The sequence below is a fragment of the Agrobacterium sp. ST15.13.013 genome (assembly GCF_027956525.1).
Classification (GTDB): Bacteria; Pseudomonadota; Alphaproteobacteria; order Rhizobiales; family Rhizobiaceae; genus Agrobacterium; species Agrobacterium salinitolerans.
On record NZ_JAQKGP010000002.1, the window covers coordinates 264,375 to 285,869 of the forward strand.

The following is a 21,495-nucleotide window of genomic DNA, read 5'->3' on the forward strand; positions in this document are numbered from 1 at the left end:
GATCATGAGTAAGGGTGTTGTTCTTCTTGCCGCCGGGGGAACCGGCGGCCATGTGTTTCCAGCAGAGGCCTTGGCGCATACGCTGAAGGCGCGCGGTTATCAGGTGCATCTCGTCACCGACAGCCGCGCAGAGCGTTATGCCGGCAAGTTCCCGGCGGATGAAATTCATGTGGTGCCATCGGCCACCATCGGCTCGAAGAACCCGATTTCGGTCGTGCGTTCGCTCTGGAAGCTATGGGTGGGCCTGCGTGCCGCCCGCCGGCTGGTGACGAAACTGAAGCCGGTCGCGGTTGTCGGTTTCGGCGGTTATCCGACCGTGCCGCCGCTTCTGGCCTCCACCGGACTTGGCGTTCCCTCGATCATTCACGAGCAGAATGCGGTGATGGGCCGCGCCAACAAGGCGCTCGCCGGACGCGTGAAGGCGATTGCCGGCGGTTTCCTGCCGCCCGCCAACGGCCAATATTCCGACAAGACGGTGGCAACAGGCAATCCGGTGCGCCCGGCGGTGCTGGCGGCATCGGAGATACCCTATACGCCCTCACAGACGGACGAGACTTTCCAGCTTGTGGTTTTCGGCGGCAGCCAGGGCGCGCAGTTCTTTTCCAGCGCCGTTCCGGCCGCGATCTGCCTGATGAAGGACGAGCAGCGCAAACGTATCGTCGTGACCCAGCAGGCGCGCCCCGAAGACAAGGACAGCGTCATCGCCTCCTATCAGAAGCTCGGTGTGAAGGCTGACGTTTCGCCCTTCTTCGGCGACATGGCCTCGCGCATCGGTGAGGCCGATCTCGTCATCAGCCGCTCGGGCGCCTCGACGGTATCGGAGCTTTCGGTGATCGGCCGGCCGTCGATCCTAGTGCCCTATCCCCATGCGCTGGACCATGATCAGGCGGCCAATGCGGTCGCACTTTCGGCGGCGGGCGGGGCAAGCGTCATCAAGCAGGCGGACCTGTCGCCGCAGAAGCTTTCCAGCCTGTTGTCGTCGGCGCTTTCTGAACCGGATCGTCTTTCGGCAACGGCAGCAGCGGCCAAGGCGACCGGCAAGCCCCATGCGGCGGATGTGCTGGCCGATCTGGTGGAGGCGATTGCCGAAGGCCGGTCCGTACAGGAATTCAAGAAGAAGAATGAAGGAGTTGGGGCATGAAGATGCCGAAAGCCATAGGCCTTGTGCATTTCATCGGCATAGGCGGGATCGGCATGAGCGGCATTGCCGAAGTGCTTCACAATCTCGGCCATCGCGTGCAGGGGTCGGATCAGGCCGAAAGCGCCAATGTGCAGCGCTTGCGCGACAAGGGCATCGAGGTTTTTGTCGGTCACACGGCTGACAATATCGGCGATGCCGAGGTGGTGGTCGTTTCCACCGCCATCAAGAAGAACAATCCGGAACTGATCGCGGCGCGTGAGAAGCATCTGCCGATCGTTCGCCGGGCCGAAATGCTGGCCGAGCTTATGCGTTTCCGTAATGCCATCGCCATTGGCGGCACCCATGGCAAGACCACGACCACCTCCATGGTCGCGACGCTGCTGGAAGCCGGCAATCTCGACCCGACAGTCATCAATGGCGGCATCATCAATGCTTACGGAACCAATGCCCGCATGGGCGAGGGTGAGTGGATGGTGGTGGAGGCGGACGAATCCGACGGCACCTTCCTGAAACTTCCCGCCGATGTGGCCGTCATCACCAATATCGATCCCGAGCATCTGGATCATTATGGAAATTTCGATGCCGTGCGCGCGGCTTTCCGACAGTTCGTCGAGAACGTGCCGTTCTACGGTTTCGGTGTCATGTGCCTCGATCATCCTGAAGTGCAGGCGCTGGTCGGCCGGATCGAGGACCGTAAGGTCATCACCTACGGCGAAAACCCGCAGGCCGACGTGCGTTTTTCGAATGTGCGCATCGACGGCACGCGCTCGGTGTTCGATGTGGAAATCCGCCGTCGCCGCACCGGTAAGATTTTCTCCTTCAAGGACCTCGTCCTGCCGATGCCCGGCCGCCATAATGTGTCGAATGCGACGGCGGCGATTGCCGTTGCCAATCGTCTCGGCATTTCGGAAGCCGACATCAAGAAGGGCCTTGCCTCCTTCGGCGGCGTCAAGCGGCGCTTCACGCTGACGGGCGAAGCCAATGGGGTGCAGGTTTTTGACGACTACGGTCACCATCCGGTGGAGATCAAAGCTGTGCTGAAGGCGGCGCGGGAGGCGTGCAAGGGCCGTATCATCGCCGTGCACCAGCCGCACCGATACAGCCGCCTTTCCAGCCTGTTCGACGATTTCGCGCATTGTTTTAACGATGCCGACACGATTATCCTTGCTCCGGTCTATGCCGCGGGCGAAGATCCGATCGAGGGCGCAAGCTCGGAAGCGCTGGTTTCGGCCATCAAGGCCGCCGGCCACCGGGACGCCCGTTTTCTCGAGAAACGGGAAGATCTCGCCTCAGTGGTGACAGGCATTGCGAATCCGGGTGATTTCGTGGTTCTCTTGGGGGCTGGAAATATCACGCAATGGGCAGCAGTACTGCCTTCGGAATTGAAGAGCATATCAGGAAAGTCTGAATGAGACAGGTCGATGGGGTTAAATTGCTGGGGAGGCTCGGCGACGGGGTAAAGGAATTGCGGGGACGTCTGACACCGGATGCGCCCATGGACCGCGTGACGTGGTTCAGAGCCGGCGGTCTTGCTGAAGTCATGTTCCAGCCGCACGATACGGACGATCTGATCGCCTTCCTGAAAATTCTGCCGGAAGACGTGCCCTTGACCGTGGTCGGCGTCGGCTCGAACCTTCTGGTGCGTGATGGCGGCATTCCGGGCGTTGTCGTCCGTCTGTCGGCCAAGGGGTTCGGCCAGGTGGAGCTTGCCGGCGAAAACCGCATCAAGGCGGGCGCGATCTGCCCGGACAAGCATATTGCGGCCATGGCCATGGACAATGGCATTGGCGGCTTCCATTTCTATTACGGCATTCCCGGCTCCATTGGCGGTGCGCTACGGATGAATGCGGGCGCAAACGGCGGCGAGACGCGCGAGCGTGTTGTGGAGGTCTATGCGGTCGACCGTCAGGGCAACCAGCATGTGCTTTCCAACGCGGATATGGGCTATAGCTATCGCCATTCCGACGCCGACAAGGACCTGATCTTTACCGGTGCGTTGTTTGAGGGTTATCCGGAAGACAAGGCGAAAATCCGCGCCGATATGGATGCCGTGCGCCACCACCGCGAAACAGTGCAGCCGATCCGCGAACAGACCGGTGGTTCCACCTTCAAGAATCCCGAAGGTCATTCCGCGTGGGAACTGATCGATGAGGCGGGCGGTCGCGGTCTGGTCATCGGCGGCGCGCAGATGTCGTCGCTGCATTGCAATTTCATGATCAATACCGGCCATGCGACCGGTTACGATCTGGAATATCTCGGCGAAACCATCCGCAGGCGCGTGTTCGAGAAGTCGGGCATCCGGCTGGAATGGGAAATCAAGCGCCTCGGCCTCTTCATGCCGGGTCGTGAAGTGGAGCCGTTCCTCGGGGCATAAACCTCGGTGAATACTGCATATTACAAGAAAATTTGCTTTTGATCGACTGTTGCGTGTATCGTAACGGTCGATCAATGTTTTTTACTCTATCTTTTGGGGTAAATACTTGATCGGCCCGGGCGAGGTCTCGGTTTTAAATTTTATATTGTTTTTTTTATTAGGTAATTCTAACGGAAATATGTGATCTAGGTGCCCTTGAGCATGATGTTGGATCTTTGGAAAAAAACGATCGAGATGATGAGTTTTTCGGTCGCGACGCTCGAGGGTCGGCGGCGGCTCCAGCCGATGGAATTCTCCATTCGTATTGCGTGTCTCGTCACGCTCATTGTTATTCTGATGTGCACGGGTGGCCTGACGCTTCTCGCGCAGTTCGGGCTCGTGACCGATCTCTTCAACGGGATCATGTTGGCTGTGACACTTGGCGGGGCCGTGGCGTTTACGGTGACATTGCTGGTCTGCTGGCTGAATGCGAGGGAAGTGCAAATTCTCGTGCAATCCCACGAGCGCTTTCTGCATCTGAGCCATACGGACGCCCTGACTGGCCTCAGCAACCGGCTCGGCCTTTATGCGGCATGTGATAAACTCGGCAGCGACTACTGCGTCGCCTTCCTCGATATCGATCATTTCAAATCGGTGAATGACAGGTACAGCCATCTCGTCGGCGATCTCGTCATCTCAAGTGTTGCGCGCCGGATAAGGGAGCATTTCGATCCTCCAGCGCATGTCGCGCGCCTGGGCGGCGAGGAATTTGTGGTCGTCCAGGAGACCAACCGGCTGGCTTTCCTGCAGATGTGCGAGAGGGTGCGCGCAGCCGTCGCGGCGACGCCGGTGGAGCATCAAGGCCTTCGGATCACGGTGACGATTTCGATTGGTGTCGCTTTTCGCGGCGACGCCGAAATTTTCGACAAGGTCATGCACAATGCCGATCTTGCGCTTTATCGGGCAAAGGATGGCGGACGCAATCGCGTCTGCATGGTGGGCCATGTCGAGCGGCGTCAGTCGGTGGCTTAAGCAGAAATTGACAGACAAAATCCCGCGAAATGAAGGTTTCGCGGGCTTTTGTCGTTGAGCATCTCAGATCAGACTTCGTCCTTGCGGGACATAAGGATGCAGGCGAGCGTGATGAGCGCCGATACACAAAGATAGTAACCGACATAACCCATGCCGTAATTCACCTGCAGCCATGTGGCGATGTAAGGCGCCAGCGATGCGCCGAAGATGCCGGCCATGTTGAAGGTGATGGACGAGCCGGTGTAGCGCACGCGGGTCGGGAAGGGCGCGGCAAGCGCCGTTCCGATCAGGCCGTAGGTCATGCCCATCAGCATCATGGCAAGAGCCGCAAAGACGAAGATCGAGCCTTCGCCGCCGGTCATCAGGCCGGGCAGCAGGAAGGAGAACAGGCCGATCAGCACCGTCGTGATGATCAGGATTTCACGACGACCGAATTTTTCGGCGAGCTTGCCGGCGATCGGAATGAAGATGCCGAAAACGATGGAACCGAGGATCTGCACTTCCAGCGCGTCGAGGAACGGGATTTTCAGAACCTTGACGTTGTAGGACAGCAGATAGGCGGTGCCGATGTAGAAGAGCACGAAGGTGGCCAGCGCCACGAAGGTGCCGAGCACGAGGCTGCGCTTGTGGTTGCGGAACAGTTCCGCAACCGGCACGGCCACGCGCTCTTCCTTTTCGATTGCCTTCTGGAAGTCGGGCGTTTCGGTGATCGACAGGCGAACCCACATGCCGACCGCGATCAGGATGATCGAGGCGACGAAGGGAATGCGCCAGCCCCAACTCAAAAGCGCTTCCTGAGACATGAAGTGCAGCAGGATCCAGAACACGCCGGACGAAAGGAACAGGCCAACCGGTGCGCCGAGCTGCGGGAACATGCCGTACCAGCTACGCTTACCCGGAGGTGCGTTTTCCGTGGCGAGCAGGACGGCGCCGCCCCATTCGCCACCGAGGCCGAAACCCTGGCCGAAGCGGCAAAGCGCGAGCAGCAGCGGGGCCAGAACGCCGGCGGTCTCATAGGATGGCAGGAGGCCAATCACGACGGTGGAGACGCCCATCGTGAGTAGAGCGGCGACAAGGGTGGTCTTGCGGCCGACACGGTCGCCATAGTGGCCGAAGACCACAGCGCCCAGCGGGCGGGCGAAAAAGGCGATGGAGAAGGTGGCGAAGGACGCCAGAAGCGCCGTCATCGGGTCACTGTTCGGGAAGAACAAGGTGGGGAACACGAGCACTGCGGCCGTGGCGTAAACGTAGAAGTCGAAAAACTCGATGGTCGTGCCGACCAGACTGGCAGTGAGAACTCGTGCAGGCGAATTTGTCTTTACAACGTTCGAATTGTCAGCCGTCGGCGATACCGTAGATATCGCGTCGGTCATGGTATTGGTTCCATTTTGAATGATTTCAATGTCATGCCTTGGGAGGCGATGACTGCGTTAACGTAATTTTTGTGCTCAGGGAATGCTAAAAAAGAAATAATGCAGATATTGTGATCTATCAGCGCGACATGTGTGGTTATACCTCTCGAGGATGCTTTGGCGATTGAGAGACTGATTCAGGCCACGGTTTTAAAACGCTGAAACGCCAGATAATTTTCCCTGGGGAATAATCCCGCCTGTTAACGTTTCGACCTTGCCTTTATCGCGGAGCAGGCGCCGTGCGGCTGCCGTTTTATTTTCGATCATTGAAAACCTGTATGTTGCAATCCGTGCAACTCTCTGATTCCAAGGAGGGAATCCGGATCGGTGCTGATTCTTTAACGAAACTCGGCACGTTGGACGCGGCGGTTAACGAAAGTAAACGATTCATTAACCTTAATGGCGTTTAACTGATCTCAAGGATCATGTGCCAGAATCACCGTTCGTCAAATCCGGTCGGTTCGGGGCGTGGTTCGTAACGGAGAGTTGGTGTCAGAGGGTTCGATGAGCGGCAAGCACGTAGCTGTTCTTTTGGGTGGATTTTCGTCGGAGCGGCCGGTCAGCCTGTCGTCGGGCAACGCTTGCGCGCAGGCTCTGGAAGACGAGGGCTACAAGGTCACCCGGGTCGATGTGGGGCGCGATATCGCCGCCGTACTCGACGAGCTGCGCCCGGACGTCGCCTTCAATGCACTGCACGGCCCCTTCGGCGAAGACGGCACCATTCAGGGTATCCTCGAATATCTCGCGATTCCCTATACGCATTCCGGCGTGCTGGCTTCCGCCCTTGCCATGGACAAGGCTCAAGCCAAGAAAGTTGCCGCGGCTGCCGGCATCCCGGTGGCTGCCGAGCGTGTCATGAACCGCTTCGATTTCACCAGCGAACATCCGCTTGCGCCGCCCTATGTTGTGAAGCCGGTGCGTGAAGGTTCGAGCTTCGGCGTGGTGATCGTCAAGGAAGACCAGTCGCACCCGCCGCAAATCCTCACCTCGTCGGAATGGCGCTACGGCGATCAGGTCATGGTCGAGCGCTATATTCACGGCCGGGAATTGACCTGCGGTGTACTCGACGGCGAGGCGCTGGGCGTCACCGAAGTGGTGCCGCTCGGTCACAATTTCTATGATTATGATGCGAAATATGCGGCTGGTGGCTCGAAACATGTCATTCCCGCAGAAATTTCACCGAAAATTTACCAAAAAATTCAAACACTGGCGGTTATGGCGCATCGGGCGATCGGATGCCGTGGCGTAAGCCGTTCAGACTTTCGTTACGACGACCGTTTCTCAGAAGATGGCGAAGTTATCTGGCTTGAAGTGAATACGCAGCCGGGCATGACGCCGACCTCCCTGGTGCCGGAAATGGCGGCCCATGCTGGCCGCTCCTTTGGTAACCTTGTCAGCTGGATGGTGGAGGACGCTTCGTGTTTGCGGTGACCGGCAAAAAGTCGACGGCAAAACAGCGCGAGCAATATGCGGCGGCGGCCAATGCCGACGATCGCAGGGTGCTGCCGCGTCCGCTGCGCCGCTTCGTGCGTTTCGGTGTCAGCCTTGCGACCGGACGCATTCACATTCCCGCCCATACCGGCACGATTTCGGCTTTCGCCTTTTACGCGGTGATCGGGCTTTACGGCATGTCGCTCGGTGGCCACACCAATATCGTCACCCAGACGACCACCTCGGCTGCCGGTTTCGCAGTCGAGGATGTGAAGGTGTCCGGCAACCGGCAGACCTCCGAAATCGATGTATTCCAGCTTCTCGGCCTCGACGGCAGCACCTCGCTGATTGCGCTTGATATCGATGCGGCGCGCCGCAAGCTGGTGCAGCTTCCCTGGGTGGAAGATGTCGATATCCGCAAGGTGTATCCCAAGACCGTGGAAGTCCGGCTGAAGGAGCGTCAGGCCTTCGGCATCTGGCAGCACGGAACAGAACTGTCGTTGATCGAAAAAAATGGCAGCGTGATTGCGCCGTTGCGGGATAATAAATTCGCCTCCCTGCCGCTCTTCGTCGGCCGCGACGCGGAAACGGGTGCTGCCGGTTTTGTCGCGCAACTGGCCGACTGGCCGGAAATCCGCAACCGCGTTCGCGCCTATGTCCGCATTGCCGGCCGCCGCTGGGATCTGCATCTCGATAACGGCATCGTCGTTAAGCTGCCGGAAGAAAACCTGCCGCAGGCGCTGCAATTGCTGGCGCGGCTCGATCTCGAGGAAAAGGTGCTGTCGCGCGATGTCGCCGCCGTCGATCTGCGGCTGTCTGACCGCACCACGATCCAGCTGACCGAGGGCGCCGCCGAGCGCCGCCAGGCCGCTGTCGACGCGCGCACCAAGGCTCTCAAGAAGGCGGAGAAGAACACATGAGCTTTTTCGGTTCTTCCCATTTCGGCCTGCCTCGCCTGAAGCCATTGTCTTCCAAGCGCAGCCACATCGTTTCGGTGCTCGACATCGGCTCGACCAAGGTCGTGTGCATGATCGGTCGGCTTACGCCGCGCCAGGAAAGCGAAATCCTGCCGGGTCGCACCCATAAGGTCGAAATCATTGGTATCGGCCATCAGCGCTCGCGCGGCGTAAAGTCCGGCGTGATCGCCGATCTCGACGCGCTGGAAGGCGTGATCCGTCTTTCGGTCGATGCGGCCGAGCGCATGGCGGGGCTTACCGTCGACAGCCTGATCGTCAATGTGTCGGCTGGCCGGCTGGCGAGCGATATCTACACCGCGAGCATCGATCTCGGCGGCCAGGAAGTGGAAGCAAGCGATCTGCGCAAGGTTCTGGTGGCGGCAAGCCAGCAATCCATGCGCCAGGACCGGGCGATCCTGCATTCGCTGCCAACAGGTTATTCGCTGGATGGCGAGCGCGGCATTCGTGATCCGCTCTCCATGTATGGCGATCTTCTCGGTGTCGACATGCATGTGGTGACTGTCGAACGCACGGCGCTGAAGAACCTCGAGCTTTGCGTCAATCGCGCGCATCTTTCGGTCGAGGGCATGGTGGCGACACCCTATGCCAGCGGTCTTGCGGCACTGGTGGATGACGAAGTTGAGCTTGGCTGTGCGGCCATCGACATGGGCGGCGGCACCACGACGATCTCGGTTTTCGCCGAAGGCCGGCTCATTCATACCGACGCAATCGGGCTTGGCGGCCATCACGTTACGACAGATCTTGCACGAGGCCTCTCGACACGAATCGAAGATGCGGAGAGACTGAAGGTGGTGCATGGTTCGGCTTTGCTGAATGGCGCGGATGAGCGCGACATGATTTCGATCCCGCCGATTGGCGAAGACGATCGCGATCAACCATCGCAAGTTTCAAGAGCACTTGTTACCCGCATCGTGCGGGCACGTATCGAAGAGACGCTGGAATTGATCCGTGATCGTATCCAGAAGTCCGGCTTCAGCCCGATTGTCGGCAAGCGCGTCGTCCTGACCGGCGGCGCAAGCCAGCTGACGGGTCTGCCGGAAACGGCGCGGCGCATCCTTGCCCGCAACGTTCGTATCGGCCGCCCCATGGGTGTGGCCGGTCTTCCGGTCGCGGCAAAGGGCCCTGCCTTTTCGACGGCGTGCGGACTGATGATCTATCCGCAGGTGGCGGATATCGAAATTCATGCGGCGCAAGGCGGAATGTTCTCGCCGTTCGGCAACGGTAGCGGCCGGATAGCCCGGGTGGGGCAATGGCTGAAAGAGAGTTTTTGAGTGGCCTCGTGGCGCAAGCCGGAGGTTTCAGAGTTGAGTTTCAAGAATCGGCCAGCGGGGCGATGCGGCCAGAGAAAGAAGGAATGTTAAAATGACGATACAGCTGCAGAAGCCTGATATCACAGAGCTGAAGCCACGCATCACCGTCTTCGGTGTCGGCGGTGGCGGTGGTAACGCTGTCAACAACATGATCACGGCCGGCCTCCAGGGCGTCGACTTCGTCGTCGCCAACACGGATGCGCAGGCGCTGACCATGACGAAGGCAGATCGGGTCATTCAGCTCGGCGTCAACGTCACCGAGGGTCTCGGCGCCGGTTCGCAGCCGGAAGTCGGTCGCGCTGCCGCTGAAGAATGCATCGACGAGATCATCGATCACCTGAACGGCACCCATATGTGCTTCGTCACCGCCGGTATGGGCGGCGGCACCGGCACGGGCGCTGCTCCCGTCGTCGCACAGGCTGCCCGCAACAAGGGCATCCTGACGGTCGGCGTCGTCACCAAGCCTTTCCACTTCGAAGGCGGCCGCCGCATGCGTCTTGCCGAACAGGGCATCGAGGAACTGCAGAAGTCCGTCGATACGCTGATCGTCATTCCGAACCAGAACCTCTTCCGTATTGCCAATGACAAGACGACCTTTGCGGACGCCTTCGCCATGGCCGACCAGGTTCTCTATTCCGGCGTTGCCTGCATTACTGACCTGATGGTGAAGGAAGGTCTCATCAACCTCGACTTCGCCGACGTCCGTTCGGTCATGCGTGAAATGGGCCGCGCCATGATGGGCACCGGCGAGGCTTCCGGTCCGGGCCGTGCGATGCAGGCTGCGGAAGCGGCGATCGCCAACCCGCTGCTGGACGAAACCTCGATGAAGGGCGCACAGGGACTCTTGATCTCCATCACCGGTGGTCGCGATCTTACCCTGTTCGAAGTCGACGAAGCGGCGACCCGTATCCGCGAAGAAGTCGATCCGGATGCGAACATCATCCTCGGCGCAACATTCGACGAAGCGCTGGAAGGTCTCATCCGCGTCTCCGTCGTTGCAACCGGCATTGACCGCGTTGCAGGCGTCGGCGAGCAGAACGTTGCCGAAATGCGCGCCGCAGCCGCCGCTGCAAAGCCGCTTATCCGTCCTTCCGCGGCCGTTGCTCCCGCTCCGGCCGCAGTCCAGCCTGCCGCAGTCTCGCAGGCACCGAAGGCCGTAGACCCGATCGCGCAGACCATCCGTTCGGCAGAAGCCGAAATGGAACGTGAACTCGGTTTCGCCGCACACCAGCAGCCGGCACAGGACTTCCGTCCGCAGAGCAAGCTGTTTGCATCTTCTCCGGCTGAAGCGCCGGCGGCTCTCCGTCCGGTTCAGCAGGCGGCTCCGGCTCCGGTAGCCCAGGCTCCGGCCTATCATGCTCCGGAACAGGTTTCCGCTCCGGCGCCGCGCATGCAGCCGCCGCAGGCGCCCGTCTATCAGGAGCCCGCACCGGTTGCGCGCCAGCCCGAGCCGGTTCGCATGCCGAAGGTCGAAGACTTCCCGCCGGTCGTCAAGGCCGAGATGGAACATCGCACCCATGCCGCTCCTGCCGCCCAGGAAGAGCGTGGCCCGATGGGTCTTCTGAAGCGCATCACCAACTCGCTTGGTCGCCGCGAAGAAGAAGAAGTTCCCTCCGACATGATGGACGCACCGAGCATGGCTCCGCAGCAGCGCCGCGCGCCGCTTTCGCCGGAAGCAAGCCTCTACGCACCGCGTCGTGGCCAGCTTGACGACCACGGCCGCACAACGCCTGCCTCCTCCAGCCATCACGATGACGATCAGCTGGAAATCCCGGCCTTCCTGCGTCGCCAGTCCAACTAAAGGCGATTCCATAATCCCCTTGAAACGCCCGGATCACACGATCCGGGCGTTTTGTTTATTTCACGTGTTAACACTAAATTAATTCGTATTTTCAACGGCTTGTGCATGTAACAATCCGAAACGAACAGTGATTTGTCGTGGCACCTACATGTGCGTATGTATGAGGCTGGGTAAAGGAACAGATTGACTTTGCCGGTCGTTAAAAGCCGGCTTGAAAACTTTGAACGGCGCTGGCCCAAGCGGCGCGGTTTGCAAAACAAGGCATATTCGCATGACCATCGGACTGCTCGGATTTCAGACAACTATCGCACATGCTGTTCAGCTTAAAGGCATTGGCGTGCATTCCGGCAATCCGGTCTCGATGACGTTCCAGCCCGCAGAAGCTGGAACGGGCATCGTTTTCAATCGCCTTCATGACAATGGCAGCGTTACCGAACTGAAGGCGGTGTCTGCCAATGTCGGTAACACCGATCTTTGCACGGTGCTCGGCCGCTCGCTGACGCAGTCTGTCGCGACGATCGAGCATGTCATGGCCGCCATTTACGCCATGGGCCTCGACAACCTCATCATCGAGGTCGACGGTCCGGAAGTTCCGATCATGGACGGCAGCTCGGCGCCTTTCAGCGAGGCGATCGAATCCGTCGGCATCAAGAACCTCGGCGTGAAGCGCCGCTACATCCGCGTCACGAAGCCGGTACGTATCGATTCGGGCGCCTCCTGGGCGGAATTCCGTCCTTACGACGGTACGCGCTTCGAGGTGGATATCGATTTCGACACGCCGCTGATCGGCAAGCAGTCCTGGAAGGGCGACCTGACGGCGGAAACGTTCAAGAACGAACTGTCGCGTGCCCGTACCTTCGGTTTCATGCGTGACGTGGAGCGCCTGTGGGCCGCCGGTTATGCGCTCGGCTCTTCGCTTGAGAACTCGGTCGTCATTTCCGATGACAACAGCGTCATCAACATGGAAGGCCTGCGTTACGCCAAGGACGAATTCGTCCGTCACAAGACGCTGGACGCCGTGGGCGATCTGGCGCTTGCCGGTGCGCAGTTCATCGGCTGCTACCGCTCCTACCGCGGCGGCCACAAGGTCAATGCGAATGCGCTGAAGGCGCTTTTGAGCGACCGCACGGCCTATGAAATCGTCGAAGCGCCGGCAGCCCGCAACCAGATGGTTCGCGCCCGCGAATTCGTTGCTGTCAACATGCCGGAATTCGCACCCTGGTCTGCTTGAGTTCCTTCGCAGGCTATCAATTGACAGAAAAAGCCGCTCCCTTTGGGGCGGCTTTTTCGTGATGCGAACAAGAAGTTGCGTTATATCGTCTGATATTCATGCGATTGCATGGGTGGATGCCATAAAAATGCGTTAATGCGTCATCATTGCGTTGCCCTGCGGATGCTTTTATGGCTAGAACGCCATTGCAAAGCCGATGCTTATGTATTTGCGCGGGAAGTGGGAACTGTCGAATGAAGCATGTAGGGTCTGGTGCAATGAAGGGTACGATGCGGGGGATCGCCGTTTCGTTGATGTTGGTCGGCGCGAGTGTCGCCATCACGGCCTGCCAGTCCGATCCGGATATCGACATCACCAAGCTCGGCGTCGAGACCGATCCGCCTGACGTTCTGTACAAGCAGGGGCTTGCCAACATGAACGCCGGCAACATGACAGAAGCCTCACGCAAGTTCGAGGCGATCGACAAGCAATATCCGTTCACCGAATGGGGCCAGAAGGCGCTGGTGATGCAGACTTTTATCGCCACACGCACCAACAAGAACGATGTGGCGATTACCACTGGCAGCCGGTTCCTGCGGCAATATCCCCGCGCCAAAGATGCCGCTTATGTTCAGTACATGATCGGCCTTGCCTATTCGAAGCAGATTTCCGATGTGACACAGGACCAGCGCGCAGCACAGCGCACCGTCGAGGCGATGAACAAGGTCGTCAACGACTATCCCGATTCGGAATATGTCGCCGACGCACAGGCCAAGATTCGTTTCGCCCGCGACCAACTCGCCGGCCGCGAAATGCAGGTCGGCCGTTATTATCTTGAGCGCAAGGAATATCTCGCCGCCGTTTCGCGTTTCCGCATCGTCGTCGAGCAGTACCAGAACACCAACCAGATCGAGGAAGCGCTGGCGCGTCTGACCGAAGCCTATTACGCCATGGGCCTGGTGGACGAAGCGCAGACCGCGGCTGCCGTTCTCGGTAACAATTATCCCGACAGCCAATGGTATGCGGATTCCTACAAGCTGCTGAAGGGTCAGGGGCTGGAGCCGCGTGAAAACAAGGGGTCCTGGATTTCGCGCGCCGGCAAGAAGCTCATCGGCGCTTGAGACGGGGCATAGGCCATGCTGGTCCAGCTCTCGATTCGCGATATCGTTCTCATCGAAAGGCTCGACCTCGGTTTCGAGGCGGGCCTTTCCGTGTTGACGGGCGAGACGGGTGCGGGCAAATCCATTCTTCTCGATAGTCTTTCGCTGGCGCTTGGTGGCCGCGGCGATGGCGGCCTTGTGCGGCACGGCGAGGACAAGGGGCAGGTGACGGCCACCTTCGAAGTCCCGAACGATCATCCCACCCGGCTTCTCCTGCGCGAAAACGGCCTTGATGACGATGGCGACCTTATTTTTCGTCGTGTGCAATCTGCCGACGGGCGAACCAAGGCCTATGTCAACGATCAGGCCGTGAGCGTGCAAATGATGCGCCAGCTCGGGCAATTGCTGGTGGAAATTCATGGTCAGCATGATGATCGCGCGCTTGTCGATACCGATGCGCACCGAACGCTGCTGGACGCCTTTGCTGGGCTGAGCGATGAGGCTCGCGCTGTTCAGGGCCTATACCGCACCTTTAAGGACGCCGAACGTGCGCTGAAGACGCACCGCGCCAAGGTGGAGGCGGCGGCGCGCGAGGCGGATTACCTTCGCTCGTCCGTCGAGGAACTGGAGACGCTCTCGCCGCGCGACGGCGAAGAGGAGGAGTTGGCCGAGCGCCGGGCGGTGATGCAGAAATCCGAACGCATTGCCGGCGACATCGCGGAGGCCAGCGAGTTCCTGAACGGCAATGCGTCGCCTGTGCCTGTCATCGCGTCGATGATGCGGCGTCTGGAGCGCAAGAGCCACGAAGCGCCGGGATTGCTGGAAGACACCGTACAATTGCTGGATGCCGCGCTGGACAGTCTCTCCAACGCACAGATGGAAGTGGAGGCGGCCCTGCGCCGCACCGAATTCGATCCGCGTGAGCTGGAGCGGGTGGAGGAGCGGCTGTTCGCGCTGCGTGCTGCCGGGCGCAAATACAATGTCGCCGTACCCGATCTGCCGGCTCTCGCCGAAAAAATGGTGGCCGATCTCGCCGATCTCGATGCCGGCGAAGAAAAGCTCGGCAAGCTTGAGGCCAATCTCGGCGTGGTGAAGGCCGATTTCGACCGTGCCGCACAATCGCTTTCCGACAAACGCCGCAACGCGGCGGAAGCGCTTTCCAACGCGGTGATGGCAGAACTGCCGGCGCTGAAGCTGGAACGGGCGCGGTTTACCGTCGAGGTGACCTCCGATCCCGAACAAGCGACGGCGGACGGTATAGACACGGTGGAATTCCACGTCCAGACCAATCCGGGCACACGCCCCGGCCCGATTATGAAAGTGGCCTCGGGCGGCGAATTGTCCCGCTTCCTGCTGGCGCTGAAAGTGGCGCTGGCGGATCGTGGTTCGGCGCCGACCCTGGTGTTCGACGAAATCGATACGGGCGTTGGCGGTGCGGTGGCGGATGCCATCGGCCAGCGGCTGCGCCGCCTGTCGAAAACCGTGCAGGTACTGTCCGTCACCCATGCGCCGCAGGTGGCGGCGCGGGCGGCCACTCATCTTCTCATTTCCAAGGGTCCATCCGGCGACGGCAGCGAGCGTATCGCGACGCGCGTGGCCACCATGGAGCCGAAGCACCGCACCGAGGAGATCGCCCGCATGCTGGCCGGCGCATCGGTGACGGACGAGGCTAGGGCTGCGGCGGCTCGCCTGCTGGCGGCCAAGGACTGACGGCGACCCGTTGCCTTGCGCAAGCGGATGCGGCCTGTGAGTCCAACGGCAAAACTGTTTTTAATGTTTGTTATTTCGGCTAAAAGCGTTCGGTAATTCCGAAAAGAGGCCGTCATGTCGCAAGACCAGAAATCCGTCGAAAACCTCACCGAGCTTGAAGCCTCTTCCGAGCTTGCATTTCTGGCGGCTGAGCTTGCGCGGCATGATGCGCTTTACCACGGCAAGGATGCGCCGGAGATTACGGACGCCGAATATGATGCGCTGAAGCGTCGTAATGACGCCATCGAAGCGGCTTTCCCGGCGCTGGTGCGGGCCGACAGCCCGTCGAGAAAAGTCGGCTTCGCGCCGCTTCCGACCTTTGCGCCCATCGTGCATGCGCGGCCGATGCTGTCGCTCGACAATACCTTTTCGGAAGAGGATCTGCGGGATTTCGTCAGTTCCGTCTATCGCTTCCTCGGGCATCTGCCGGACGATTCCATCGCTTTTACCGCCGAGCCGAAGATTGACGGGCTTTCCATGTCGATCCGCTACGAGAACCGCAGGCTGAAGACGGCGGCGACGCGAGGAGACGGCACGACCGGTGAAAATGTCACCGCCAATATCAGGACCATCAAGGAAATTCCGGACGAACTGCCCGCCGATGCGCCCGATGTGGTGGAAGTTCGCGGCGAGGTCTATATGGCCAAGAGCGACTTTCTGGCGCTCAATGCCCAGATGGAGGCCGAAGGCAAGCAGACCTATGTGAACCCGCGCAACACGGCATCCGGTTCGCTGCGCCAGCTCGACGCCAATGTCACGGCGAAACGCAAGCTGCGGTTCTTCGCCTATGCGCTGGGCGAGGTTTCGAATGGCGGCCAGCCGGCGCGGCTCGCCGATACGCAATACGGCATTGTTGAGAAGTTCCGCGAGTGGGGTTTCCCGGTCAATCCGTTGATGAAGCGATTCACCTCGGCCCAGCAATTGCTTGAACATTATAACGAAATCGGCGTTGCGCGGCCCGATCTCGATTACGATATCGACGGCGTCGTCTATAAGGTCGACCGGCTCGATCTGCAGGAACGGCTTGGTTTCCGCTCGCGCAGCCCGCGCTGGGCCACCGCGCATAAGTTCCCGGCCGAGCAGGCCTTCACCACCGTTGAGAATATCGAAATCCAGGTGGGGCGCACTGGCGCCTTGACGCCGGTGGCGCGGCTCACACCGATCACCGTTGGCGGTGTCGTCGTTACCAATGCGACGCTGCATAATGCCGATTATATCGAAGGTATCGGCAATAGCGGCGAGCGCATCCGCCCGGAAGACCACGATATCCGCATCGGCGACACGGTCATTGTGCAGCGCGCCGGCGATGTCATTCCGCAGGTGCTGGATGTGCTTCTGGAAAAGCGTCCGACTGCGTCGGTGAAATATGCCTTCCCGGAGAAATGCCCCGTCTGTGGCAGCCATGCGGTGCGGGAGCGCAATGAAAAGACCGGCAAGCTCGATTCGGTCACGCGCTGCACCGGCGGTTTCGTCTGCCGGGCGCAGGCGGTGGAGCATCTCAAACATTTCGTTTCGCGCAATGCCTTCGACATTGAGGGGCTCGGCACGAAGCAGATCGATTTCTTCTTCGAAAGCGACGATCCTGCGCTCTCGATCAAGACAGCGCCTGACATTTTCACGCTGAAGGCGCGACAGGAGGCGTCTCATCTGACCAAGCTCGAAAATATCGACGGCTTCGGCAAGGTTAGCGTCAAGAAGCTGTTCGACGCCATCGATGCCCGCCGCGAGATCGATCTGCACCGGCTGATTTTCGCTCTCGGCATCCGTCATGTGGGCGAGACCACGGCGAAGCTTCTGGCGCGCTCTTACAGCACTTATGCGCATTTCGAGGAGGCGATGAAGGCGGCGGCTGATCCTGCAAGTGACGCCTGGGCTGAACTCAACAGCATCGATGGCATCGGCGAGGTGGTGGCGCGCGCCATCATCGAGTTCTACAAAGAGCCGCGCAATCTCGATGTCATCGACAGGCTGATACGGGAGCTTCGCCCGAAGGAGGCCGAAAAGCCCTCGACCGATGGCAGCCCGGTAGCGGGCAAGACTGTGGTCTTCACCGGCTCGCTCGAAAAATTCACCCGTGACGAGGCGAAGGCCCGCGCTGAAAGTCTTGGTGCGAAAGTCGCGGGGTCGGTGTCGAAAAAGACCGATATTCTGGTGGCGGGGCCGGGGGCCGGTTCCAAGCTTGCCAAGGCGACGGAACTGGGCGTGCAGACCATGGACGAGGATGAGTGGCTGGCATTGATCGGCGGTTGAGGTTCCGTCATCGCAATGTTGTTCTCTGCCGCTAGAGCTTTGCGCCTGACACGGAGAGCGCAGCATGGATGACCGTATTGTCGTCAGCACAGAACAGGTCGGGGCGCTGGTGGACAGCCAGTTTCCGCAATGGGCGGGGTTAAATATCCGGCCGGTGGAACTGAGCGGCTGGGACAATCGCAGCTTCCGTCTTGGCGATGAGATGCTGATCCGCATGCCAAGTGCCGCCCGGTATGTTGCGCAGGTCGAGAAGGAGCACCGGTGGCTGCCGGCGCTTGCGCCGCTCCTACCCTTTTCGATCCCTGCGCCATTGGCGCTCGGGCAGCCGGGACAGGGTTATCCGTTCCACTGGTCCGTCTATCGCTGGCTTGAGGGCGAACCGCTCGCCAGGTATCTGGATCGTGTTGATCTTTCTACCATCGCCATCGATGTTGCCGCGTTTATAAGGGCATTGCACGGGGTGGATGCTTCGGATGGCCCACCCGCAGGCGCGCATAATTTCCATCGCGGCGGCTCGCTTTCGGTCTATGACGGGGAGGCGAAGGCTTCGGCGGCGCGGCTTGCGGACGAGGTGGATCAGGCGCTGGCCATGGAGATATGGCAGCTTGCACTTTCGAGCCACTGGCGGAAGCAGGGAGTGTGGGTGCATGGAGACATTGCCGGGGGCAATCTGCTGGTGAAGGACGGCCTGCTTTCAGCCGTCATCGATTTCGGCAGTTCCGGCGTCGGCGATCCGTCTTCCGATCTCATCCTCGCGTGGAATGTGCTCGATGCGGAAAGCCGCGCCGTTTTTCGTAAGGCGCTGGAGCTGGATGAGGCCACATGGCAGCGCGGGCGCGGCTGGGCGCTGTGGAAGGCTTTGATCGTGCTGGATGCGGAGCGCGGATGTAACGACAAAATGGCCGAATGGTCGCGGCGGACCATTCGAGAGGTGTTTTCGGATCACCTGGACAACTGACCGGAACTATCGAAGACGCGCCATCACGTGAGCATCGACGTATTTTCCATCGCGGTAGGCGTCGTTGCGAAGGGTGCCTTCGCGTTCGAAGCCGAATTTCTCGTAAAGCCTGATTGCCGGGAGATTGTCGGTGAAAACATTGAGTTCGATCCGCTTGATGTCGTGCCAATTGTCGGCGGTATCTATCAGCGCTGCGAGAAGGTGTGATCCCACTCCTTTACCGGCAAAATCGTCGTGAACACTGATCACAAGATCGGCAATGTGGGACTGCCTTCCCGCCCTGCGAAACAGTCCAGCATTGGCAACGATCTTTCCTCGCCATTCGGCAACGATGGCGATATCGTTCGGGCCACGGTTCTCCATCGCTTTCCGTGTCTTTTCAACGGACTGAAACGGTTGTCGAAGCGTGCCGTGACGGACGCCAGGCAGGTTGAACATTTCGGTCAAGGCTTCGGCATCGTCCAGGCGCGCCGCACGCAGGATGACTTCGTTCAAGCTGAATTGCGAATCTTCATTATCGGCAAATTTCAAGTTCTGCATGCCTGTCTCCTTGGGCGTATTGGGGGCGTGTGGGGAGCAGGTTTGCGAACCCTGCTCTCTTGGCAGGGTAAAAATGGATCGCTTAACGCGACGACACACCTTTCCCTGCCGAATGGCCGGTGATGGTATGGCGAGGGGTGGTATTCTGCTTCGTTGCGATCATGCGTGCAGAATGCTTTTGCCCCGTGTTCCTGTCAAGCGGGCGCGTTGCGCAACAGTCTTCGGAGTTTTGCCGGCAGCCTGCCGTCGATCGCCGCAAGACCGGCGGCGATCATCGCCATGCCGGCGAAGTGCTTTATTTCCAGTTGCTCGCCGAGGAGAAGCGAACCGAGCAGGATGGCGCTGACGGGAATGAGGAAGGTGACGAGAGCGAGGTTGGTGGCGCCGGCGCTGGCGAGGATGCGGAAGAAGATCAGGTAGGCGAGCGCTGTCGACAGGAGGGCGATGCCGACAAGCGCGCCCCACGTTCCGAGGCCCGGCATGGCCAGCATCCATGGTTTATCGATAAGGAGGGCGGCCGGGATGAGCATCAGTGTCGAGGAGGAGATCTGGCCGGTGGCGGTCATCAGCGGCGGTACGCCCATGGCCTTGAAACGGCGACCGAAGATGCCCGCGAAGGAATAGGAGACGGCGGCGCCGAGAATGGCGATCTGGCCCCAGAGGCCGGATGAGCCGGTGAAGGCGGCCGGGCCGATCATGGTCGCCACGCCGGCAAAGCCGATCACGACCCCGGTCAGCTTGTTGCCGGTCATCTTCTCGTCGGCGGTCAAAAAATGGGCGACGATGACGGTGAAGAGCGGCGTCGTGGCATTGAGGATCGAGGCAAGCCCGCTGGCGATCTGGGTCTGGCCCCAGACGATCAGGCAGAAGGGGATGATGTTGTTGAGCAGGCCCATGCCGAAAAAGGCACGCCACACCGCCCATTCACGCGGCAGGTGAAGGCCCATGATGCGGCAGACGATCAGAAGCGCGATCGCCGCCAGGCTGACACGCAGCGTGACGATGGTGACGGGCGGCAATTCCTTGACCGCAACACCGATGAAAAAGAACGATCCGCCCCACAGAAGCGAAAGCGCGACAAGCATCGCCCATTCACCGGCATCCATCTGTTTCTGTATCGCCATCGTCGTCTCCCGAAGCTTGAATATGGACATGATCGCAGGCGGGATGGCCGCCATCCACCCGATATTGATTGAGTTTACCTCAAGTCGAAGATGGGTGGTTTTTAATGCGTTTCAGGTCTTATTGCGTCTATCTACTCCTTGTTTTATGGTTTTTTCAAACGATTGTTTCTCGTGTGATAATTGAGGTGACCTAAACCATGGTAGCCGAACTTCCTTCTTTGAAAGGGTTGCAGGCCTTCGAGGCCGCAGCGCGGTATCGCAGTGTCACGCTCGCCTCCAACGAGCTGAACGTCACACCCGGCGCGGTCAGCCTGCAAATCCGGGAGCTGGAGGCGCGGCTTGGCGTGCAATTGTTTTTCCGCAAGCCGCGCAGCATTCAGCTGACGCGTGAGGGGGAGCGTTATTACGGCGCGCTTCGCACCGCCTTCCGGATGATGCGCGAGGCGACGGCGGAACTGACGGCGCGTTCCGAAATCACGGTGCTCACGCTGAGCTGCACGCCGACTTTCGCCGTGCAGTGGCTGATGCCGCGACTGCCTGCTTTTCAGCAGCAATACCCGCAGGTGGATGTCCGCATCAGCGTGACGAACCGATTGGTGGATTTTTCGAGGGACGATGTCGATCTGGCGGTACGGCACGGGTTTGGTCGGTATGAAGGGCTGGAGAGCATCCGCTTCATTGATGACAGCACCCTGCCGGTGTGTGCGCCGCAACTTCTGGAAAAATATGGACCGCTTCAGGAAGCGGGGGACCTGAAATCCATTCCGCTCCTGCACGATGAGAACCGCAATGAATGGCGGCGCTGGCTGGAGGCGGCGGGAGCATCGGACGTGGATGCCTCCGGCGGCACCGTCTTCATCGACAGCAACGGCGCGCTGGATGCGGCCAAGGCCGGGCATGGTATTGCACTGACCCGGCGCTCGCTGGTTTCCCGCGAGCTTGCGGAAGGTGCATTGATCGCGCCCTTCGGCAAGGATATGGCCAGTACGCTTGCCTATTTCCTCGTTTATCCCAGGCGTATGCTCGATAATCCCGATCTGGTGACGCTCATCGACTGGATGCTTTTGGAAGCGCGGTCAGCCGAGGCCGGTTCTCTTTGACGTCAAT

Annotated in this window: 17 protein-coding genes; 14 read left to right on the forward strand and 3 right to left on the reverse strand. The window is 59.9% G+C overall.

Translation table 11 applies throughout. The annotated features are described in order from the left end of the window. Positions 1 to 4: 4 nt before the first annotated feature. From murG to PL597_RS03105, 4 genes are all read left to right on the forward strand, one after another. The gene (murG, locus tag PL597_RS03090) at positions 5 to 1,141 is read left to right on the forward strand and encodes an undecaprenyldiphospho-muramoylpentapeptide beta-N-acetylglucosaminyltransferase (RefSeq protein WP_271364575.1); all 1,137 of its coding nucleotides are present in this window, start codon (positions 5 to 7) and stop codon (positions 1,139 to 1,141) included. Further along, positions 1,138 to 2,553, forward strand: a complete 1,416-nt coding sequence (murC, locus tag PL597_RS03095; protein WP_077981675.1) for a UDP-N-acetylmuramate--L-alanine ligase — start codon at positions 1,138 to 1,140, stop codon at positions 2,551 to 2,553. The genes murG and murC overlap by 4 nt, the downstream gene beginning before the upstream one ends. Next, the gene (gene murB / locus PL597_RS03100) at positions 2,550 to 3,515 is read left to right on the forward strand and encodes a UDP-N-acetylmuramate dehydrogenase (RefSeq protein WP_077981676.1); all 966 of its coding nucleotides are present in this window, start codon (positions 2,550 to 2,552) and stop codon (positions 3,513 to 3,515) included. Before murC ends, murB begins: the two co-directional genes overlap by 4 nt. Positions 3,516 to 3,716: 201 nt before the next feature. Then, a complete protein-coding gene (locus tag PL597_RS03105) occupies positions 3,717 to 4,526 on the forward strand; it encodes a GGDEF domain-containing protein (RefSeq protein WP_142911616.1) in 810 nt (269 codons plus the stop codon). A gap of 68 nt (positions 4,527 to 4,594) precedes the next feature. Here the strand turns inward: PL597_RS03105 and PL597_RS03110 are convergent, their stop codons facing one another. Then, a complete protein-coding gene (locus tag PL597_RS03110; protein ID WP_269823651.1) occupies positions 4,595 to 5,899 on the reverse strand; it encodes an MFS transporter in 1,305 nt (434 codons plus the stop codon). Between the two features lie 543 nt (positions 5,900 to 6,442). Here PL597_RS03110 and PL597_RS03115 point away from each other — a divergent pair. The 9 genes from PL597_RS03115 (at position 6,443) to PL597_RS03155 (ending at position 18,724) form a co-directional block, all read left to right on the forward strand. Then, positions 6,443 to 7,369 carry a D-alanine--D-alanine ligase gene (locus tag PL597_RS03115; RefSeq protein ID WP_137410690.1) on the forward strand — a complete coding sequence of 309 codons (927 nt, stop codon included), beginning with the start codon at positions 6,443 to 6,445 and terminating at the stop codon, positions 7,367 to 7,369. Next, positions 7,357 to 8,289 (forward strand): cell division protein FtsQ/DivIB, encoded by a 933-nt coding sequence (locus PL597_RS03120; protein WP_162520299.1) that lies wholly within the window; start codon positions 7,357 to 7,359, stop codon positions 8,287 to 8,289. The genes PL597_RS03115 and PL597_RS03120 overlap by 13 nt, the downstream gene beginning before the upstream one ends. Further along, positions 8,286 to 9,617, forward strand: coding sequence for a cell division protein FtsA (ftsA, locus tag PL597_RS03125; RefSeq protein ID WP_004442783.1), 1,332 nt, complete (start codon positions 8,286 to 8,288; stop codon positions 9,615 to 9,617). Before PL597_RS03120 ends, ftsA begins: the two co-directional genes overlap by 4 nt. Before the next feature lie 91 nt (positions 9,618 to 9,708). Beyond that, complete coding sequence (ftsZ, locus tag PL597_RS03130; protein WP_137410688.1) at positions 9,709 to 11,457, forward strand: cell division protein FtsZ; 1,749 nt, start codon at positions 9,709 to 9,711, stop codon at positions 11,455 to 11,457. A gap of 271 nt (positions 11,458 to 11,728) precedes the next feature. Continuing rightward, positions 11,729 to 12,688 (forward strand): UDP-3-O-acyl-N-acetylglucosamine deacetylase, encoded by a 960-nt coding sequence (gene lpxC / locus PL597_RS03135; RefSeq protein ID WP_271364576.1) that lies wholly within the window; start codon positions 11,729 to 11,731, stop codon positions 12,686 to 12,688. A 233-nt stretch (positions 12,689 to 12,921) separates the two neighbouring features. Beyond that, positions 12,922 to 13,788 (forward strand): outer membrane protein assembly factor BamD, encoded by an 867-nt coding sequence (locus tag PL597_RS03140; RefSeq protein ID WP_077981683.1) that lies wholly within the window; start codon positions 12,922 to 12,924, stop codon positions 13,786 to 13,788. Between the two features lie 15 nt (positions 13,789 to 13,803). Next, on the forward strand, positions 13,804 to 15,477 hold the full coding sequence (recN, locus tag PL597_RS03145) for a DNA repair protein RecN (RefSeq protein WP_269833416.1): 1,674 nt from the start codon (positions 13,804 to 13,806) through the stop codon (positions 15,475 to 15,477). Positions 15,478 to 15,591: 114 nt separating this feature from the next. Continuing rightward, positions 15,592 to 17,766 carry an NAD-dependent DNA ligase LigA gene (ligA, locus tag PL597_RS03150; protein WP_271364577.1) on the forward strand — a complete coding sequence of 725 codons (2,175 nt, stop codon included), beginning with the start codon at positions 15,592 to 15,594 and terminating at the stop codon, positions 17,764 to 17,766. 64 nt (positions 17,767 to 17,830) lie between these two features. Next, entirely contained in the window at positions 17,831 to 18,724 is an 894-nt protein-coding gene (locus PL597_RS03155) for an aminoglycoside phosphotransferase family protein (protein WP_271364578.1), read from the forward strand. A 6-nt stretch (positions 18,725 to 18,730) separates the two neighbouring features. Here PL597_RS03155 and PL597_RS03160 read toward each other — a convergent pair whose 3' ends face one another. After that, on the reverse strand, positions 18,731 to 19,264 hold the full coding sequence (locus tag PL597_RS03160) for a GNAT family N-acetyltransferase (RefSeq protein ID WP_269833418.1): 534 nt from the start codon (positions 19,262 to 19,264) through the stop codon (positions 18,731 to 18,733). Between the two features lie 194 nt (positions 19,265 to 19,458). Beyond that, positions 19,459 to 20,388 carry a DMT family transporter gene (locus PL597_RS03165; RefSeq protein ID WP_165691106.1) on the reverse strand — a complete coding sequence of 310 codons (930 nt, stop codon included), beginning with the start codon at positions 20,386 to 20,388 and terminating at the stop codon, positions 19,459 to 19,461. A 197-nt stretch (positions 20,389 to 20,585) separates the two neighbouring features. Here PL597_RS03165 and gcvA point away from each other — a divergent pair, with 197 nt between their 5' ends. After that, positions 20,586 to 21,488, forward strand: coding sequence for a transcriptional regulator GcvA (gene gcvA, locus PL597_RS03170; protein WP_077981688.1), 903 nt, complete (start codon positions 20,586 to 20,588; stop codon positions 21,486 to 21,488). Positions 21,489 to 21,495: the final 7 nt, after the last annotated feature.

Bases quoted from the DNA above. Each gene is read 5' to 3' on its own strand.
- murG (WP_271364575.1), top strand. From the start codon at position 5: ATGAGTAAGGGTGTTGTTCTTCTTGCCGCCGGGGGAACCGGCGGCCAT.
- murC (WP_077981675.1), top strand. From the start codon at position 1,138: ATGAAGATGCCGAAAGCCATAGGCCTTGTGCATTTCATCGGCATAGGC.
- murB (WP_077981676.1), top strand. From the start codon at position 2,550: ATGAGACAGGTCGATGGGGTTAAATTGCTGGGGAGGCTCGGCGACGGG.
- PL597_RS03105 (WP_142911616.1), top strand. From the start codon at position 3,717: ATGATGTTGGATCTTTGGAAAAAAACGATCGAGATGATGAGTTTTTCG.
- PL597_RS03110 (WP_269823651.1), bottom strand. From the start codon at position 5,899: ATGACCGACGCGATATCTACGGTATCGCCGACGGCTGACAATTCGAAC.
- PL597_RS03115 (WP_137410690.1), top strand. From the start codon at position 6,443: ATGAGCGGCAAGCACGTAGCTGTTCTTTTGGGTGGATTTTCGTCGGAG.
- ftsA (WP_004442783.1), top strand. From the start codon at position 8,286: ATGAGCTTTTTCGGTTCTTCCCATTTCGGCCTGCCTCGCCTGAAGCCA.
- ftsZ (WP_137410688.1), top strand. From the start codon at position 9,709: ATGACGATACAGCTGCAGAAGCCTGATATCACAGAGCTGAAGCCACGC.
- lpxC (WP_271364576.1), top strand. From the start codon at position 11,729: ATGACCATCGGACTGCTCGGATTTCAGACAACTATCGCACATGCTGTT.
- PL597_RS03140 (WP_077981683.1), top strand. From the start codon at position 12,922: ATGAAGCATGTAGGGTCTGGTGCAATGAAGGGTACGATGCGGGGGATC.
- recN (WP_269833416.1), top strand. From the start codon at position 13,804: ATGCTGGTCCAGCTCTCGATTCGCGATATCGTTCTCATCGAAAGGCTC.
- ligA (WP_271364577.1), top strand. From the start codon at position 15,592: ATGTCGCAAGACCAGAAATCCGTCGAAAACCTCACCGAGCTTGAAGCC.
- PL597_RS03155 (WP_271364578.1), top strand. From the start codon at position 17,831: ATGGATGACCGTATTGTCGTCAGCACAGAACAGGTCGGGGCGCTGGTG.
- PL597_RS03160 (WP_269833418.1), bottom strand. From the start codon at position 19,264: ATGCAGAACTTGAAATTTGCCGATAATGAAGATTCGCAATTCAGCTTG.
- PL597_RS03165 (WP_165691106.1), bottom strand. From the start codon at position 20,388: ATGGCGATACAGAAACAGATGGATGCCGGTGAATGGGCGATGCTTGTC.
- gcvA (WP_077981688.1), top strand. From the start codon at position 20,586: ATGGTAGCCGAACTTCCTTCTTTGAAAGGGTTGCAGGCCTTCGAGGCC.